Raw genomic sequence first — 16,734 nt, 5'->3', positions numbered from 1 at the left:
TCTTTGACCGCCTGGTGACCGTCCGCACCAAGCTGCTCCCGGCAAAAGTGGTGGACTGGTTTGCCCGCCCCTCAAGCGTCTGGTGGGGCTTCGCCGTCGTCCATGTGTACTTCCTGAGCTGGATGGCATCCTTCTTCCTGAACGGCGATACCTTCAGCGACACCGAGCAGTACCGGCAGTGGGCCACGGCCGGCTACAACCCGTCGGACCTGACCGGCAAGATCAGCCCCTGGGTCTACCCGGTGCTGGCGCAGATCCCCATCTTCCTGGCCAATGTCGCCGGGCCCAGCCTCTACCTGCTGGTCTGGTTCCTGATCATCACGGCGCTGAACGCCGTCGGCCTGGTCTACCTCACCCGCGGCCCGCGAAAGGTGACCGGCATCGCCCCTGCCTGGTGGTGGCTGTTCTTCACGGTCTTCATGGGCTACCTGAGCTTCGCCCGGGTGGAGGGCATCACCGCGCCCATCGTGCTGATCGCCCTGCTGTACGCGGCCGAACGGCCCGTCGTGTCTGGCGTCCTGCTCAGCATCGCCACCTGGATCAAAGTCTGGCCCGCGGCCGTCCTGGTTCCCATCGTCATCGCCAGCCACAGGCGCCTCCAGGTGGTGCTCGCCGGTGCCGCCGTGACCGCCGTCGTGGGTGTGGGCACCTGGCTGACCGGCGGCCTGCCGCACATCATGGACTTCCTGCTCAACCAGGGCGAACGGGGCATGCAGCTGGAAGCCACCTTCTCCACGCCCTGGGTCTGGCTGAGCGTGTTCCACATCGCCGGCTCCAAGATGGCGGACAACACGGCCATCAACTCCACCGAGGTCTACGGCCCGGGAGCCGGCACAGCAGCGTTCCTGATGCAGCCGCTGCTGATCCTCGCTGCCATCACCGCTGCTATCCTGCTGGTGCGGGCCATGCGCCGCGGCGCGGAGCGTGAGGAACTGTTCCTTGAGGGATCGCTCATGATGGTCACCGCGTTCATCGTGTTCAACAAGGTGGGATCGCCGCAGTTCATCATCTGGCTGGCGCCGGTGATCATCGCCGGACTGACGCACGACTGGGAGCGCTGGAAGGTCCCGGCGGCCCTGCTCATGGGCATCGCGATGACCACGTTCGTGATCTACCCGCTGTTCTACACGCCGCTCATCCACGCCCACCCGGTCATGGCGGCCATCCTCACCACCCGCAACGTGCTCCTGGTGGTCCTGCTGTGGTGGTCGGTGAAGCGCACCGCGGAGTTGGGCCGGAAGACCTCCGCCCGGGTGCCGGCCGGAGCGTAGCCGCTCCGGCGGTTACCGGCGTTCGGGCGCGTCGCTGGCGCTACCTGCGTCGGCCCGGCGCGCCGCCCTGCGTTCCGCCATCCAACGCCAGGCCTGCCGGGCAAGGTCCAGCGGCTTGCCCTCGATGAGCAGTTTGCGCGTGTGGACGTCCAGGACCAGCAGGTAGAACGTGAAGGCCAGGGCCGTGAAGAACGCCAGGGACGAGGCGTCGATGGGCAGTTCCACGAAGGACCAGACCGACAGCTGGTCCTGGGCCCCGAACACCACAAAGAACGTCACGCCCACGTAGAGCGAGCGGATCTGCCAGTCGTCCCGGATTCCGGTGACGGCCAGGAACGGCAGGAACCACAGGATGTACCAGGGCTGGATGATGGGTGAGAGCATCACGACGGCGGTGAACGCCAGCGCCATCCGGCGCACCGCCCGCGAGTAGTCGCCCCGGAACATCAGCAGCAGGACCAGTGCGATTGCCGCCCACTTCATGCCGGTCCGCAGCCAGGTGGCCAGCGTTCCGCCGGGCAGCCCCAGGGCGTTGGCGAGCATCTCCACCTGCTGGCCCAGGAAGCCCGACGGTGAGTAGCCCGTATAGCCCGGCGTGGGGTCCATGATGGCCCAGGTCCAGCCGATGCCAAGGTTGTAGGGGATGCCGCTGAGGGCCAGGACGCCGAAGCTGATGCCGGCGGTGGCGCCCCACATCAGGAATTTGCGCGGCCAGGAGGCGCCTGGGCCGGCCCACATGACCCCGATGAACGGCAGCAGCAGCACCGTGATGGGCTTGATGCCGATGGAGGCGGTAACCAGGAGAACACCCAGCAGGTAGCGGCGGGTGGCGGCCAGGTAGACACCGGCGACGGCGAGCCCAACCATCAGGGCGTCGTTGTGGGCGCTGGCGATAAAGCTGATGAGGAACAGCGGGTTGGCCACGGAGATCCAGAGCGCCCGCGCGCCGTTGATTCCGTGCAGTTCGGCGAGCCTGGGCACGTAGATGACGCAAAGCAGCACGCCGACGCCGGCCAGGAGGCGGAACAGCAGGACGGACGCGTCCGGCTGGGCTCCGGTCAGCCCCACCACCGCGCGCGCCAGCCACAGGAAATACGGGCCGTAAGGAGTGCGGTTTTCCGCCCAGGCGGGATCTGCACCCAGGGAGAACCAGTTGTTGAGGGTGGAAATGCCCACCTCATAGGGGTTCTGCCCCTCCTGGACCAGGCGGCCCTGGCCGGTGTACGCGTACACGTCACGGGAGAACACCGGGACGCAGAAGAGCAGCGGCAGGGACCAGGCGGAAATGGCCACCACCACCGAGCGCAGCGATGACTGTCCCCAGTCCCCCAGCCGCTGGCCCAGCCGGAGCCAGGAGCGCATCAGGAGCATCGCGCCTGCCGTCAGCAGCACGGTGGACACCGCTACGCCCCAGCCTTCGGTGCGGAGTGCAATCACCACGGGCTGGCGGATCATGGGCGAGCCATTGGCGATCCAGCCCGTCCCGATGGAGCCGACGAACATCATGAGGGCGCCGATGAAACCTTCGATGGTTGCCAGGTAGGCACGGCCCTTGGCGGGCGCGGAAATCCCGGCCGGTGTGCCCGGCCGGCTCTCCGACATCCTGAGGTGTGACCCGCCTGCCGTCATGATTGTGGTCCCCTACCTTGTTACGGCACTGCTCGCCCCAGCTTCAAAAAGGCCGCCCTGCAACCCGGCCATTTTATCAGCCGTGCCTGCTGCAACCCCGGCCGGGCCGGACGGTTTGACGGTAATGTTGCCTACGCAGCCGAAAGTCACCGGCGGAGTCCCATTCCACCCATTGTCTTCCGTCGCTGGGCTGGACCCGTGCGCATCGTGGCGCGCAGAAACGTCGCACACCCCCCGCTCTCCCAGGAGAGCCAAGTCCCCTGGAGCCGCTCCTTGGCCGTCGCCCACCGCACCCGCCCTCTTCGGCAGCCCATCACCGTCCTCACTGCGCTGCGCTCTCCGCGGCAGCTGTCCCGCGAGGTCTTGGCCGGCATGGTCACCACCCTGGCCCTGGTCCCGGAAGTCATCTCCTTCTCCATCGTGGCCGGGGTGGATCCCATGGTGAGCCTTGTCGCCTCCATCGTGCTGGCCCTGGCAATGTCGGTCCTTGGCGGGCGGCCCGGCGTCGTCACTGCCGCAGCCGGTTCCGTCGCCTTGGTGATCGCCCCGCTGGTCCACCAGCACGGTGTCCAGTACGTCCTGCCCGCGGTGCTCCTCGCCGGCGTGATCCAGGTGGTGTTTGGCCTCGCTGGATTGGCCAGGCTGATGCGCTTCATCCCGCGGTCGGTGATGATCGGGTTCGTCAATGCCCTGGGCGTGCTGATCTTCATGGCGCAGGTGCCCCATGTCCTCAATGTCCCCTGGCCCGCCTACGTCCTGTTCGCCCTGACGTTCGCGATCATCTTCATCCTTCCGCGGTTCACCAAGGTGGTGCCGTCGCCGCTGGTGGCCATCGTCGTCGTCACGGCGATCGTCATCATCGCCGGCCTCGCCGTGCCGGACGTCCTGGACGAAGGTCCCCTCACCGGCAAGCTGCCCGGAATCACCCCGTTCCTCGTCCCGGTGAACCTGGACACCTTCCAGCTGGTGCTGCCCACCGCGCTGAGCGTGGCGTTCGTGGGACTCATGGAATCCCTCCTCACGGCGAAACTCGTCGACGACATCACTGACACCCCCTCGCACAAGGGGCGTGAGTCCTGGGGCCTGGGCGTCTCAAACATCCTGGCCGGTTTCTACGGCGGCATTGCCGGCTGCGCCATGATCGGCCAGACGGTCCTCAACGTGAAGACCGGCCAGGCCCGCACCCGCATCTCCACGGTCGTGGCCGGGCTGTTCCTGCTGGCCCTGGTGACCGGCCTCAGCTCGGTCATGGGGCAGATCCCCATGGTGGCCCTTGCCGCGGTCATGATGGTGGTTGCTGTCACCACAGTGGACTGGCACAGCGTCAAACCCTCCACCCTGAAGCGGATGCCCATCCCGGAGACCCTGGTCATGGTGGTCACGGTGGCCGTCGTGGTCCTGACGGGGAACCTCGCCTACGGTGTCCTGGTGGGCGTGGTCCTGGCGATGGTGCTGTTCGCGCGCCGGGTGGCCCATGTCATCACGGTGGAGCGGACCCCGGCCGGGGATGACCAGAGCGTCCGCTACGACGTGGTGGGGCCTCTGTTCTTCGGGAGCAGCAACGACCTCGTGGAGCAGTTCGCCTATGCCGACGATCCCGCCCTGGTGACCATCGACCTCAGCCGTGCCCAGATCTGGGACGCCTCAACCGTGGCCGCCCTCGACTCCATCGAAACCAAGTACGCCGACCATGGGGCCGCTGTAACCATCGAAGGCCTGGATGAACGCAGCACCGGCTTCCACCGCCGGCTCACCGGACATCTGGGGTCCTAAGCGGCCACCCTCCCGGCCCAGACCATGCCCGGACGCATGCCCGGGCGCGAAAACAGGCGGGGCCACTTGGCCCCGCCTGTTGTCATGACGGTTTAGGAGAAGCGGCCGGGCCGGAAGGTGGCCAGCATGGGGTGCTTGCTGCCGGTCAGGATCTCGCCGGCGAGGAGCTCACCGGCAATGAGTCCAAGGGTTGCGCCGGAGTGGGTGAAGGCGACGTAGCATCCGGGCACCTGGCCCAGTTCGCCCAGCACCGGTTCGCCATCACCGGGAATCGGCTTGTAGCCCATCTTCCAGGAGGCGGGCTTGAGTTCCGGGTTGCCGGCGACCAGTTTGGACGCCTCATCCGCGAGTTCCTGCACCACCTCGTCCGGGATGCTGAAGGAGCCGTCCGCATGTTCGGTGATGTGTTCTTCGTACCAGTCGTGGTCCAGGGCGAACGTGCCGCCCGGGTTGGGCCGCACGGCTGCGCGCGGGGTGTTCATCACCGCGGCCACGTCGTGCTGCACCTGCTTGGTCACCACCAGCATGGATACGGGTGAGCCGTTGGGGATGTGCACCCCCAGGGGTTCGACGACGGCGGGCGTCGCCGCGCCGCACGCCACCAGGACGGCGTCGGCCGGGTACGTCCCGCCGGACGCCGTCTCCACACCCGAGGTCCGGCCGTCCTCCACCATCACGGACGCCTTTCCGGCGTTGAGGACCAGTTCGCCGCCCCTGGCGTGGAATTCCTCCATGAGGAAGTCGATCAGGTCCGGCAGGCTGACCCAGCCTTCGCCCGGATTGAAGATGGCGTTCTCCGGCACGGCGCCCGCATCGATTCCCGGGGTAACGGACGAGATTTCGCCTGGAGCAACCAGCTTGGAGTCATAGCCGATGGACTTTTCGTAGGCGTGCCGGGCCTCGGTGGCCTCGCGCTGCCCCGCGGCGTTCCACATCAGGCCACCACCGAACTGCAGCCATTCGCGGCTGGGGTCCGAGGCGAAAAGGGTGCGGTAGCGGTCCACGCCGGCCACGCGCAGCTGGTGGTAGGGGGTGGACCGTTCGCCGGCGGAGTTGAGCCAGGACAGCGAGCGGCCGCTGGCTTCGCTGGCGAGGCCGCGCTCGGTCAGCAGGATCACGGAGGCTCCTTCGCGGAGCAGGTGGACCGCGGTGGAGACGCCGAGGATGCCGCCGCCGATGACGGCGACGCGCTTGGTGGCTGGTGCAGGGGACATGAGGATCACTTTCTATGAAATACGTGGGTGGGATGGACGCGGACGGCGCGTCCCTGGAAAAGAATCGGAGGGGGCGTCAGGCCAGGGCGTGGATGCCTTCGATGACCTTCAGCACCTCAAGGGGTTCGGCAGGATCGACGGGGAGCGGACCGTTCCCGCGCAGGGCGGCGGCCAGCTGGACGTAGAACTCCGGGTACGCGCCGCGTTCGGCAGGTACCGGAGTGGTTGCCCCGTCCACCCCCAGGAGCCCCCAATGCTCCTGGGGGTCCACGCCATAGGCAGGGTCCGACGGCGGCATCCCGGCAGCGAGCGCGGGTTCCTGTCCGTCCAGTCCCCACTTGGTGTAGCCGGCCCGGGTGCCCAGGATGTGGAAGCGGGGCCCGGCCTGCGCGGCCATGCCGTTCATCCAGAGCCGCGTGCGGACACCGGAGGCGTGCAGCAACGACACGAAGGCTTCGGTGTCCGCAGCATCCGGATGCGGGCCACGGTTGGCCGTCTCGCCGTAGCTCGTGTCCACCGGGCCGAACAGCTGGATGGCCTGGTCGATCAGGTGCGCGCCAAGGTCGTGCAGGATGCCGCCGCCCTCAGCCAGGGACACCGTGTCCCGCCAGTTGCCGAAGCCTTCGGGCCGCCACCATTCGACCCGCGACTCGAAGCTGGTCACCTCGCCAACGCCTCCGGACGCCAGCACCTTCTGCAGGGTGAGGAAGTCGGCATCCCACCGGCGGTTCTGGAACACCGTCAGCTGCACCCCGCCGTCGGAAGCCCTGCTGATCAGCTTCTCACCCAGGGCGGACGTGGGCACGAACGGCTTGTCCACCACCACGTTCAGGCCATGGGCGATGGCCGTTGCGGCCAGCCCGTAGTGCGTGTGCGGCGGGGTGCCCAGAATGACCAGGTCGAGGTCCTCGGCCAGGGCGAAAAGCTCATCCGCGGTGCCAACAATCCGTGCCTGCGGATAAAGGTGTGCTGCCTCCGCCGCACGCTCCGCCTGCGCCGTGACGATGACGTCCAGCGAGAAGTCCGGGTTGGCAGTGAGCAGGGATGCGTGGAAGACCTTGCCGGAAATTCCAAAGCCGACGACGGCGGTCCGGATGGGTGCCGCTGCAACCGTACGCATCAGAGCACCTCCGAGAGGAAGCGCTGGAGGCGTTCGCTGCGGGGGTTGTCGAAGAGCTGGGCAGGGGTTCCCGCCTCCACTACCTCGCCTTCGTCCATGAAGACCACCTGGTCGGCCACTTTGCGGGCGAAGCCCATCTCGTGCGTGACCACGAGCATGGTCATGCCGCGGCGGCCCAGTCCGGCCATGAGGTTCAGGACGCCTTTGACCAGCTCGGGGTCCAGGGCGCTGGTGGCCTCGTCGAAGAGCATCACTTCGGGTTCCATGGCCAGGGCACGTGCGATGGCGACGCGCTGCTGCTGGCCGCCGGAGAGGTCGCGGGGGCGGTGGTCCGCGCGTTCGGCGAGTCCAACCTCGGCGAGCCGCTTGCGGGCCCGTTCCATGGCCTGGGCCTTGGGCATGCCCTTGACGCTCCAGAGGGCAAGGGCCACGTTCTCTTCGGCCGTATGGTCCGGGAAGAGGTTGAAGTGCTGGAACACCATGCCGATGCGGGTGCGCAGGGTGTCCGGGTTGGCGCCCAAGGTGCTCTCACCGGCGAGCAGCACGTTCCCGCTCTTGGGTTCGTGAAGCCGGTTGACGCCGCGCAGCAGCGTCGACTTGCCGGATCCGGAGGGGCCGATGATGCACGTGGTGGTACCAGGGGCCACGGTTAGGCTGACGTTGCGGAGGACCTCGATATCGCCGTAGGCCATGGTGAGGTTGCGCAGTTCCAGGCTTGAACCGTGGAACGACTGGGTCTCAGGGGTGGCAGTGTTCAGGGTGGTGGGGGTTGTGGTGTTCATGTGTTGCTCCCGGCTGTGAGCGGCGAGGCCGCGTCGAGTTCCTTGACTTCCTTCAGGCCGCTGGTGGGCGGTGCGGCGCGGCGGCGGCCGGTGCGGAACTTGTTGTCGAAGTAATTCACCAGGTGCGTCAGCGGGACGGTGATCACCAGGTAGAGGAGGCCGGCGGCCACCAGGGGTGAAAGGTTGCCGGACAGCACCGCGGCGTCCTGGCCCACGCGGAAGAGTTCGCGTTCGGTGACCAGCAGGCCCAGGAAGTACACCAGGGAGGAGTCCTTGACGATGGCGATGAACTGGTTCACCAGGGCCGGAAGGACCCGGCGGACGCCCTGGGGCACCACCACCAGGGCCATGGACTTGGCGTAGCTCATGCCCAGGGCACGGCAGGCCTCGCCCTGGCCCTTGTCCACGCTGAGGATCCCGGCGCGGAAGATCTCGCCGATGTAGGCGCTGGCGATCAGGCTCAGCGCGATGATGCCCAGCGGGTAGGGCGACGGGCCGAAGATGGATTGGCTGAGCCGGGCAAAGCCCTGCCCGATCAGCAGGATGGTGAGGATGGCGGGCAGGCCCCGGAACAGGTCCGTGTAGATCCTGGCCGGGACGCGCAGCCATTTGGAGGGTGAGATGCCCATGACGGCCACCACCATGCCCAGCACCGTGCCAAGGACGGTGGCGGCAATGGAGATGATCAGCGTGTTCAGCAGGCCGACCGCCAGGAGTTGGGGCAGGACCTCGGCCATAGCGCCGAAGTCGAAGAAGGTACGGATGATGGTGTTGAGCCAGTCCATGGTTGCTCTCAGAGGTAGATGATGGGAGGTGCCGGGCGGGCCGCGGAGGGCGGCCCGCCCGGTCAGGTGGCCAAAGGGTCTGCTGGCCAGGCGCTTACGTGCCTGGCCATATTTGGCCTGGTGCCTATTTGGCCTGGTGCCTATTTGGCCGGTGCCTATTTGGCCGGTGTGGGCGACGCGGTCTGTTCGGCCTTGGGCAGGTACTGCTCGGGCATCGGCGAGCCCGGGAACCACTTCTGGTAGAGCTTCTTCCAGGTGCCGTCCTCCATGGCTGCGGCCAACCCCGTGTTCAGGGCTTCCTTGAAGGCCGTCTTGCCCTTGGCTACCGCGAACCCTGCCGGAGCATCGAAGGAGGGGATGTCAGCGGCGCTGACCAGGCCGTGCTGCTCCTGGTAGGCCTTGGCGGCCTCGTAGTCCAGGAAGTGCGCGTCCACGGTTCCGCTGTTCACCGCGGCGATGGCGGTGTTGTTGTCGGGGAAGCGGACCAGGCTGGCCGAAGTGAAGTTCTTGACCGCGTAGGCTTCCTGCAATGTTCCCTGGACCACGCCCAGGCGTTTGCCTGCCAGCCCGTCCGCACCGGTGATGCCGGAGGTTTTGGTGGTGATGACGGTCAGGTAGCCGGCAAGGTAACCGTCGGAGAAGTCCACGGTTTCCTTCCGCTTGTCCGTGATGCCGATGGCTGCAACACCGGCATCGAACTGCCCGTTGGCAACCGCGGCAAGGAGGCCCGAGAAGTCCTGTCCGGTGAAGACCACGTTGTCCACACCGGCCCGGTGGGCCACATCCTTGAAGAGTTCCACGTCGAAGCCGGTGAAGTTCCCGGAGGCGTCGGCGAACGTGTAGGGCTTGGAGTCACCCAGGCTTGCCACCCGGACGGTGCCGGGCTGGATCAGTCCGTAGGGGTTGTTCTCGGTGGTGGAGGCGGCGGAGGTGGAGCTGCAGCCGGAGAGCGCCAGGACGGCGGCCAGGGCTGCCGCGGCAATTCCGGCAGGTCGGAGATTCTTTTTCTTCACAGCGTTGTCCAATCGTTGGTGGGAAGGCGGTGCTGTCAGGGCCGCCGAAGAAAGTCGCCGATGCTCTTGTTGAGTCCGGTCTCATACCCTAGGATTGAGACCGGACTCACATCGATGGATAGAAATGTAGCTGAAGTCACACGGGGCGTCAACAGCCCCGTCGAAAGGTGAAGATGAACGGTGATGGAGCACGACGCCGGGACGTAACAGTTGCTGACGTCGCAAAGGCTGCGCAGGTTTCGAAGGCCCAGGCTGCCCGTGCGCTGGGCAATTACGGGGCCGTCAGCGACGACGTCCGCGAGCGCGTCCTCGCTGCCGCGGAGGCACTCTCCTACCGGCCGAACGAGTTGGCCCGAAGCATGAACACGGGGAAATCCCACACCATTGGGGTGGTGGTGGGTGACATCGAAAACCCGCATTTCGGCCTTGCTACGCGCGGCATCACCGACACGGCGAAGAAAGCCGGCTACAACGTCATCCTGGTCAACACCGATGAGGACCGGGCGGCGGAAGTGGACGCGGTGCGGGTCCTGCTGGACAAGCGGGTGGACGGACTTATCGTCGCACCGGCCTCATCCGTGGACACCGGACACCTGCAGGAGGTGCACCGCTCCGGCCGCCCGCTGGTCTTCATCGACCGCACCGCAGGGGACCTCCAGGTGGAGACCATGGCAGTGGACATGGCCCGGATTTCCCGGGAGGCCACGCAGTATCTGCTCGAGGCCGGGCACCGGCGCATCGCCTTCATCTCCACCTTGCGGACGGACGCCCCGTACAGCACGGGCATCACCCTGAAGTCCTCCCAGATTGCGGACCGCATAGAGGGGATGCGGCAGGCTTTTTTGGAGGCGGGGCTGCCCTTTCCGGAGGACCTGGTCAGATTGAATGCCGGCGACGCCGATTCAATCCGCAGCATCACGCGCGAGGTGCTCCGCGGGCCGGACCGGGCTACGGCAGTGGTGGCTTCGGACGGCCTGATTGCCCTCAGCGTGGTGGAAGCGATCCAGCAATTGGGCCTGTCCATTCCGGCCGACGTTTCATTCCTGATGTACGACGACTTCGCATGGACCCGGCTCACCGCGCCGCCCCTGACCGTGATCGCCCAGCCGGTCTACAACATGGGCGTTGCAGCAGCCAAGGCGCTGATCCGGCAGATGGAGGGGCTGCCACCTGCCGCTCCTGCGCAGTTCACGGCCACCCTGGTGCGCCGGGGTTCTGTGGGGCCATGCCGGACTGCGGCAGCGGACATGCCCGGGCTGGAAGCCGTAAAGGCCTAGCACACAATCCGCAACGGCGGCTGCCTACCAGTCCATCCCCCGAGGGCGGCAGCCGCCGTTTTTTCGAGGCCGTCCGGCGCTTGCTGCTGGAGGCACCAAATCTCCAAAGGACCGGGCACCTACGGCCTGATGTCAGCCACGCCGGGCGGGCTTGTCGAAACGCCAACCCTCTGACCGCAGTTTTGGAATGATCTGGTCGACGGCCTCCACCGTTTGGTTCCGGTCCCCACCGCCGTCATGCATGAGGATGACGGCACCCGGAGTGATGCCCTCCTCAAGACGCCGGACCAGCTCGGATGTTCCCGGCGGCTCCCAGTCACCAATCGCAAGGCGCCAACCAAGAGGCTGCATTCCCATGTCGGCGGCCACCTGCGGCGTCGGCCCCCAGCTGCCGTAAGGTGCCCGGAAATAGTTGATGGGGGCATCCGGAGCTGCCTGACGGATGAGGGTGCTGGTTTCTTCCAGGTCCGCCCTGATCGCCTCGGCACTCCAGGCAGACATGTTGTCGTGATGCATGGTGTGGTTGCAGAGCGCATGCCCGGCGTCAGCTATCTGGCGGACGATTTCAGGGTGCTGTTTCACATGGTCGCCCCAGAGGCAAAAGGTCGCCTTGACATGGTGGTTTTCGAGCACAGCGAGCAGCTTGGGGGTGTTGACGGGGTCTGGGCCGTCGTCAAACGTCAGGCTCAGGTATTTGCCCTCGTGCCGGGTCGAATCGACGATGGCCGGCGTGGCCTGGTCAGCAAGGGCGGGAGCTGCGCCGGCAAGGCCTGCGGGAACAGTGGCGGCCGCGGCCAAGGCGAGGGCAGCCAGGGGCAGGACTGCCTTGGGCAAGGCGTAGGGGCGTGGGCGTGGCATCTTCATCGCTACCTCTTCGGAGAAACCGTAAAATTCCGGAAGTTTCCGGAAGTTTCCGGAAATGTGCTCAGCCTAGGTATCGAGCCGGGGCTCCGTCAAGGGTGCAAAGCAGCCGAACCGGCAAAGACGCAATCAGTTCCTGCGGGGCGCCGCGGTGCTCTCCCTGGTTACAAGCCTGGTGGCCAGTTCCACCCGGGGACTGTCGACGGCTTCGCCGTGCACCATCCGAAGCACCGTGCGCGCCGCCAGCTTGCCCATGTCGGCAAGCGGCTGCCGCACTGTAGTGAGCGGAGGAGAGGCCCAGCGGGCTTCGGGAAGATCGTCGAAGCCCAGAACACTGACATCTTCGGGCACCCTTAGGCCTTTCTTGCGTACTGCCTCGTATACGCCGAGGGCCATCTGGTCACTGGCAGCGAAGACCGCCGTCGGTGGGCTGGCCAACTCCAGCAGGGTCTGTCCCGCCCGGAATCCGGACTCATAATCAAAGTCACCCTCAACCACCAATGCGGGATCAAAGGCTATACCGGCAGCATCAAGGCCGGCCCGGTAGCCGTCCAGGCGGGCACGGCTGCACCACAAGCCCGGCACCCCTGCAACAAAGCCAATTCGCTGGTGGCCCAGACCGGTCAGGTGTTCAGTTGCGCTCACAGCCCCGGTCCAGTTTGTGGCCCCGATGGTAGGCACGTCCAGATCAGGTACCCCTGCAGGGTCTATTACCACCGCGGGGACATCAAGCCGCTGGAGTTCAGCCCGTAAGGATGAGTCCAGCTCCGTAGTAACCAGGATTGCGCCGTCGCTGGCCCTGGCGCTGACATTGTCCAGCCACTGCCGGGTTGAAGTGGTGCTTGCGCTGCGGTGGATCGCTGAGACCACCGTGGACGCGCCGGCCTCGTTGGCCGCCTCCTCCACTCCGCGGATGATTTCAACTGCCCAGGGGCTGTCCAAGTCGTTGAACACGAGGTCGATGAGGCCTGAGCGTACAGCTGGCCGGCTGCCCCGCCGCTGGTAGCCATGCTCGCGCAGCAGCGCTTCCACCCTTTCCCTGGTACGCGGGGACACGTCACTGCGGCCGTTGAGCACCCGGGACACCGTGGGGACGGACACACCGGCCTCGGCCGCAATAGCGGAGATTGTCACTGCCGGGCGCTGGGTCTCGTGCACGCATTCCTCCTGGTTTCGCTGCCTCTATAGGTTCTCGCACGCTGGCTCCAGCGCGAAACTTTTATCGAAACCCTTGACGTGCCCTCCGGAAGGTTTCTAGTCTACAACCACCCATTTCCGGAAACTTCCGGAAGTCTCGGTGCCATTGGCGCATCGATTATTCGCACCTCAAAGGAGAGCTCTTGATGAAGGTTGCCAAAACTGTAGCCGCCGCCATTCTTGCGTCGGCGTTTGTCCTCCCCAGCGCACTGCCCGCAGTCGCCGGGGAGAATGACAAGCCGCAGGCACCGGGTCTGACCAAGCAGGACACGCTGCGCTGGGCTGCGCCGAAGGACGTCCGGATCGGCACCGCAGTTGCCGGCGGCGGGCACCATGAGACCATGCCGTACCCCAACCCGTTCACCTTTGACCAGCAGTACCGCAACGTGCTGGCCTCGGAGTTCAGTTCCGTCTCCCCTGAGAACCAGGCAAAGTGGGAATTCATCCACCCCCAGCGCGACCAGTACCGCTTTGCTGAAATGGATGCGATCGTTGAATTCGCGCAGCAGAACGGCCAAGTGGTCCGCGGCCACACGCTGTTCTGGCACAGCCAGAACCCGGCCTGGCTGGAGCAGGGCAACTTCAGCAAGGACGAACTGCGTTCCATCCTGAAGGACCACATCACCACACTTGTGGGACGCTACGCAGGGAAGATCCAGCAGTGGGACGTCGCCAATGAGATCCTGAACGGTGACGGGACCCTCCGGACTGCGGACAACATCTGGATCCGTGAACTTGGTCCGGAGATCATCGCGGACGCCTTCCGGTGGGCGCACGAAGCCGATCCTGCCGCCAAGCTCTTCTTCAATGACTACGGCGTGGAAAGCATCAACCCCAAGAGCACTGCGTACGTAGACCTCATTTCGAAGCTCCTCGCCGAAGGCGTCCCGGTGGACGGTTTCGCCGTACAGGGCCATCTCAGCACCCAGTACGGCTTCCCCGGCGACCTGAAGGCGAACCTCCAGCGCTTCGATGACCTCGGCCTGGAAACTGCAGTGACCGAGATCGATGTCCGCATGAACATTGCTGCAGGGACCAAGCCGACTGAAGCACAGCTGGCCAAGCAGGCCAGCTACTACCAGCAGGCACTGGAAGCATGCCTGAACGTCGAGGACTGCAAGTCCTTCACCATCTGGGGCTTCAATGACAAGTACTCGTGGGTTCCCGTCTTCTTCAGCGGCCAGGGCGAGGCCACCGTGATGTGGGAGGACTATACCCGCAAGCCTTCGTACTACGCGCTGCAGTCCACGCTCCTGAAGGCAAACCCGGGCGGAGAGCAGCGCGACGCCCACCACCCCGCCTACCAGCAGTAGCAATTTCCTGAACAGCCAACGGCGGCCTGGAACAACATGTTCCAGGCCGCCTTCTGCTGTGCCTGTTACTGACCGTCAGCAGCGCCCACCGTTAGCTCGAAGATCGGGGTGTAGCCCGTCACGCGTCGGACGCGCTTGGCGTTGCATGTGCCAGGTTGAAGTAGGACCGCGCGTCCGATGGCCGGATATCAGCCACCACGTCGCTGAAAATCCGCATGGGATGCGGTGTGAATGGGTGCTCCGCGATCGCGTCAAAGTCCAGGTCGATGCCCAGCCCAACGCCTTCGGGGATCATGACGTCGCCATCCTCCGTCAGACGGAGGCGTTCATTGGAGATGTCGCTGCGCCATGGTACGTCTGTGGCCATGATTTCCAGGTACCGGAAATTCGGCAGCGCCGCGCCAAGCTGCAGCGTTGCCGCAGTACTGAGGGGCCCGCTCGGATTATGGGGTGCGAACGGTACATAGTGGGCTGCCGCCAGCGTTGAAATGAAGGACAGTTCCAGCAGTCCCCCTGCGTGCGTGGCGTCCGGCTGGATATAGTCCACAGCCTTGCGTGCCAGGGCGGGGATGAAAACGTTCCGACCCATCCACCGCTCGCCCGCGGCAATGGCAACCGGGGACTTGCTGCGAACCTCGATGAGTGCGTCGAGTCCGTCGGGAGGGCACGGTTCCTCGAAAAACACGGGCTGGAACTGTTCCAGCTCACGCGCCACCCGGATAGCCGTGGGGACGTCGAACCTGCCATGTCCTTCTATGAAGAGCTCAACGTCATCGCCCACCGCCTCCCGCACCGCGGCAACGGGCTCAAGCATGCGCCGGAGGTCCCCAGGCCCGAGGATCAGGTCCGCAGCCTCGAACGGGTCCCACTTCAGTCCACGGAAACCCTGCGCAACTGTTTGTATGGCTGCCTCGGCAAATTCTTCAGGCGTCTTGACTCCGGAGAACCAGCCGTTGGCGTAGGCCCGGACCCTGTCACGGACCTGCCCACCCAGCATCCGGTGCACCGGGACCCCAAGGGCGCGGGCCGAAACATCCCACATTGCCATTTCGAGGGCGCTGAGGGCGGTCATCGATACGGGACCACCACGCCAATAGGCGTCCCGGTTCACCTCATAAATTGTCTGCGTGATCCGCGTGGGGTCCTTGCCCCGGACGGCATCGGCGAGGACGGCCACCGCGCCACGGACTGCGTGTTCCTGCCCTTCGAGGGTGGCCTCGGCGAGACCGGTGAGGCCTTCATCGGTGGTGAGCAGGACGAAGATGAGGTTGGTCCGGTAGAAGTCCACCACCACGGTATCGAGGTTGGTTATTTTCATGTGACGTCTTTCAGCCGGCGGGAGGGGCGGTGGATTCGCGGACGATGACCTGGGTGGCCAGTTCCACCCGGTGGGAGTCCAGGACTTCGCCGCGCACCTGGCGCAGGAGCGACCTCAGGGCGGCCCGGCCCATTTCCTCAAGGGGCTGGGCCACCGAACTCAACGATGGCACCGACTGCTCACCCTGGTTGGTGCCGTCGAAACCGATGAGGCTGATGTCTTCGGGAACCCTGATCCCATGGTGCCGCGCTTCGCTCAGGACACCCAGGGCAATGGCGTCGCTGGCGGCAAAGATGGCCGTGGGGAGGGCGTCAAGCTTCAGCAACTCCTTCAACCCCCTGACCCCGCTCTCGGTCCGGAACCGGCCGCCGGACACAATGTAGCTGGGGTCCACCTTGATGCCCTGTGCCATGAGGGCGGCCATGTAGCCGTGCAGCCGCGCCTGGTTGCATTCAGCACCCTCTATGCCGCCGATGTATGCAATACGGCGGTGGCCCAGTCCCAAGAGGTGCTCAGTGGCGGCTTTTCCGCCCGCCCAGTTGGTGGCCCCAACGCTGACGACGTCGGCTGAGGGCGGGTTGAGGGGGTCGATGACGACGACGGGAATCTGGCGGCGCCTGAACGCATGCAGTTGCGCTTCACTGAAGGCAGAGGTCACCACGATCATCCCGGCCCGGCCCTCTTCCAGCATCCGCTGCGCCCGGCGCTCCGGAGTGTGGCGGCCAGGGGTGGATTGACCGGTCACGCTGACCAGGATTTCGACGTCGGCGCCGGCCGCGGACTGAAGAATGCCGTTCAGGACCTGGATGGTGTAAGCGGAGTCGAGCACGTCGATGACCACTTCAATCACGGTCCCGCTCTCCGCAGCCGCCCGTCGCTGCAGTGGGGACTGGTACCCGGCCTGTTCCAGTGCGGCAAGAATCCTGGCCCTGGTTTCGGGGGCAACGTCGTCGCGGCCGTTCACCACCTTTGACACTGTGGGCGCCGAAACCCCTGCCTGCCTCGCCACTGTGGCGAGCGTGGGTTTGGTCCGCTCAGGCAATCTGGTCGTCATGGGTTCGCAATCTTTCGAAGGTGAGGAAACGTTTTCATTGTGCAGAACGCGCCCTTCTGGGGTCAAGGCTTATCCGGAACACGGGTGTCGGCGGAAAAAGATCCTCTACGATCCCTTGACCACACGG

The 16,734-nt window shown here is 65.7% G+C and carries 14 protein-coding genes; 4 read left to right on the top strand and 10 right to left on the bottom strand.

The window, feature by feature from the left end; translation table 11 throughout:
- Positions 1-14 precede the first annotated feature (14 nt).
- The gene (locus FBY36_RS09195; protein WP_142118754.1) at positions 15-1,271 is read left to right on the top strand and encodes a glycosyltransferase 87 family protein; all 1,257 of its coding nucleotides are present in this window, start codon (positions 15-17) and stop codon (positions 1,269-1,271) included.
- A 12-nt stretch (positions 1,272-1,283) separates the two neighbouring features.
- Here the strand turns inward: FBY36_RS09195 and mptB are convergent, their stop codons facing one another.
- On the bottom strand, positions 1,284-2,900 hold the full coding sequence (mptB, locus tag FBY36_RS09190) for a polyprenol phosphomannose-dependent alpha 1,6 mannosyltransferase MptB (RefSeq protein ID WP_142118752.1): 1,617 nt from the start codon (positions 2,898-2,900) through the stop codon (positions 1,284-1,286).
- Between the two features lie 273 nt (positions 2,901-3,173).
- On the opposite strand from mptB, the gene FBY36_RS09185 reads away from it, so the two are divergent.
- Complete coding sequence (locus FBY36_RS09185) at positions 3,174-4,673, top strand: SulP family inorganic anion transporter (protein ID WP_142118750.1); 1,500 nt, start codon at positions 3,174-3,176, stop codon at positions 4,671-4,673.
- Between the two features lie 92 nt (positions 4,674-4,765).
- Here FBY36_RS09185 and FBY36_RS09180 read toward each other — a convergent pair whose 3' ends face one another.
- The 5 genes from FBY36_RS09180 to FBY36_RS09160 form a co-directional block, all read right to left on the bottom strand.
- A complete protein-coding gene (locus FBY36_RS09180) occupies positions 4,766-5,887 on the bottom strand; it encodes an NAD(P)/FAD-dependent oxidoreductase (RefSeq protein ID WP_142118748.1) in 1,122 nt (373 codons plus the stop codon).
- Between the two features lie 76 nt (positions 5,888-5,963).
- The gene (locus tag FBY36_RS09175) at positions 5,964-7,007 is read right to left on the bottom strand and encodes a Gfo/Idh/MocA family protein (protein ID WP_142118746.1); all 1,044 of its coding nucleotides are present in this window, start codon (positions 7,005-7,007) and stop codon (positions 5,964-5,966) included.
- Entirely contained in the window at positions 7,007-7,789 is a 783-nt protein-coding gene (locus FBY36_RS09170; protein ID WP_142118744.1) for an amino acid ABC transporter ATP-binding protein, read from the bottom strand. The genes FBY36_RS09175 and FBY36_RS09170 overlap by 1 nt, the downstream gene beginning before the upstream one ends.
- Complete coding sequence (locus FBY36_RS09165; protein ID WP_056338086.1) at positions 7,786-8,574, bottom strand: amino acid ABC transporter permease; 789 nt, start codon at positions 8,572-8,574, stop codon at positions 7,786-7,788. Before FBY36_RS09165 ends, FBY36_RS09170 begins: the two co-directional genes overlap by 4 nt.
- 155 nt (positions 8,575-8,729) lie before the next feature.
- Positions 8,730-9,587 (bottom strand): ABC transporter substrate-binding protein, encoded by an 858-nt coding sequence (locus FBY36_RS09160; RefSeq protein WP_142118742.1) that lies wholly within the window; start codon positions 9,585-9,587, stop codon positions 8,730-8,732.
- Positions 9,588-9,760: 173 nt separating this feature from the next.
- On the opposite strand from FBY36_RS09160, the gene FBY36_RS09155 reads away from it, so the two are divergent.
- On the top strand, positions 9,761-10,864 hold the full coding sequence (locus FBY36_RS09155; RefSeq protein WP_142118740.1) for a LacI family DNA-binding transcriptional regulator: 1,104 nt from the start codon (positions 9,761-9,763) through the stop codon (positions 10,862-10,864).
- Positions 10,865-10,996: 132 nt separating this feature from the next.
- Here FBY36_RS09155 and FBY36_RS09150 read toward each other — a convergent pair whose 3' ends face one another.
- Complete coding sequence (locus FBY36_RS09150) at positions 10,997-11,728, bottom strand: polysaccharide deacetylase family protein (RefSeq protein WP_200830471.1); 732 nt, start codon at positions 11,726-11,728, stop codon at positions 10,997-10,999.
- Positions 11,729-11,854: 126 nt separating this feature from the next.
- Complete coding sequence (locus FBY36_RS09145; RefSeq protein ID WP_142118738.1) at positions 11,855-12,883, bottom strand: LacI family DNA-binding transcriptional regulator; 1,029 nt, start codon at positions 12,881-12,883, stop codon at positions 11,855-11,857.
- Between the two features lie 185 nt (positions 12,884-13,068).
- Here FBY36_RS09145 and FBY36_RS09140 point away from each other — a divergent pair, with 185 nt between their 5' ends.
- Positions 13,069-14,235, top strand: coding sequence for an endo-1,4-beta-xylanase (locus tag FBY36_RS09140; RefSeq protein ID WP_142118737.1), 1,167 nt, complete (start codon positions 13,069-13,071; stop codon positions 14,233-14,235).
- Between the two features lie 118 nt (positions 14,236-14,353).
- Here the strand turns inward: FBY36_RS09140 and FBY36_RS09135 are convergent, their stop codons facing one another.
- Both FBY36_RS09135 and FBY36_RS09130 read right to left on the bottom strand, forming a co-directional pair.
- Positions 14,354-15,553 (bottom strand): mandelate racemase/muconate lactonizing enzyme family protein, encoded by a 1,200-nt coding sequence (locus FBY36_RS09135; protein WP_142118735.1) that lies wholly within the window; start codon positions 15,551-15,553, stop codon positions 14,354-14,356.
- Between the two features lie 10 nt (positions 15,554-15,563).
- Positions 15,564-16,607, bottom strand: coding sequence for a LacI family DNA-binding transcriptional regulator (locus tag FBY36_RS09130; RefSeq protein ID WP_142118733.1), 1,044 nt, complete (start codon positions 16,605-16,607; stop codon positions 15,564-15,566).
- Between the last annotated feature and the right edge of the window lie 127 nt (positions 16,608-16,734).

The sequence above is a fragment of the Arthrobacter sp. SLBN-122 genome, assembly GCF_006715165.1.
Taxonomy (GTDB): Bacteria; Actinomycetota; Actinomycetes; order Actinomycetales; family Micrococcaceae; genus Arthrobacter.
The sequence above is the reverse complement of the archived record's forward strand: the minus strand, read 5'-3'. Positions and strand labels throughout refer to the sequence as shown.

Excerpts from the sequence above, each read along its gene's own strand:
- mptB (WP_142118752.1), bottom strand. The coding sequence starts at position 2,900 with ATGACGGCAGGCGGGTCACACCTCAGGATGTCGGAGAGCCGGCCGGGC.
- FBY36_RS09180 (WP_142118748.1), bottom strand. The coding sequence starts at position 5,887 with ATGTCCCCTGCACCAGCCACCAAGCGCGTCGCCGTCATCGGCGGCGGC.
- FBY36_RS09175 (WP_142118746.1), bottom strand. The coding sequence starts at position 7,007 with ATGCGTACGGTTGCAGCGGCACCCATCCGGACCGCCGTCGTCGGCTTT.
- FBY36_RS09170 (WP_142118744.1), bottom strand. The coding sequence starts at position 7,789 with ATGAACACCACAACCCCCACCACCCTGAACACTGCCACCCCTGAGACC.
- FBY36_RS09165 (WP_056338086.1), bottom strand. The coding sequence starts at position 8,574 with ATGGACTGGCTCAACACCATCATCCGTACCTTCTTCGACTTCGGCGCT.
- FBY36_RS09155 (WP_142118740.1), top strand. The coding sequence starts at position 9,761 with ATGAACGGTGATGGAGCACGACGCCGGGACGTAACAGTTGCTGACGTC.
- FBY36_RS09150 (WP_200830471.1), bottom strand. The coding sequence starts at position 11,728 with ATGAAGATGCCACGCCCACGCCCCTACGCCTTGCCCAAGGCAGTCCTG.
- FBY36_RS09140 (WP_142118737.1), top strand. The coding sequence starts at position 13,069 with ATGAAGGTTGCCAAAACTGTAGCCGCCGCCATTCTTGCGTCGGCGTTT.
- FBY36_RS09135 (WP_142118735.1), bottom strand. The coding sequence starts at position 15,553 with ATGAAAATAACCAACCTCGATACCGTGGTGGTGGACTTCTACCGGACC.
- FBY36_RS09130 (WP_142118733.1), bottom strand. The coding sequence starts at position 16,607 with ATGACGACCAGATTGCCTGAGCGGACCAAACCCACGCTCGCCACAGTG.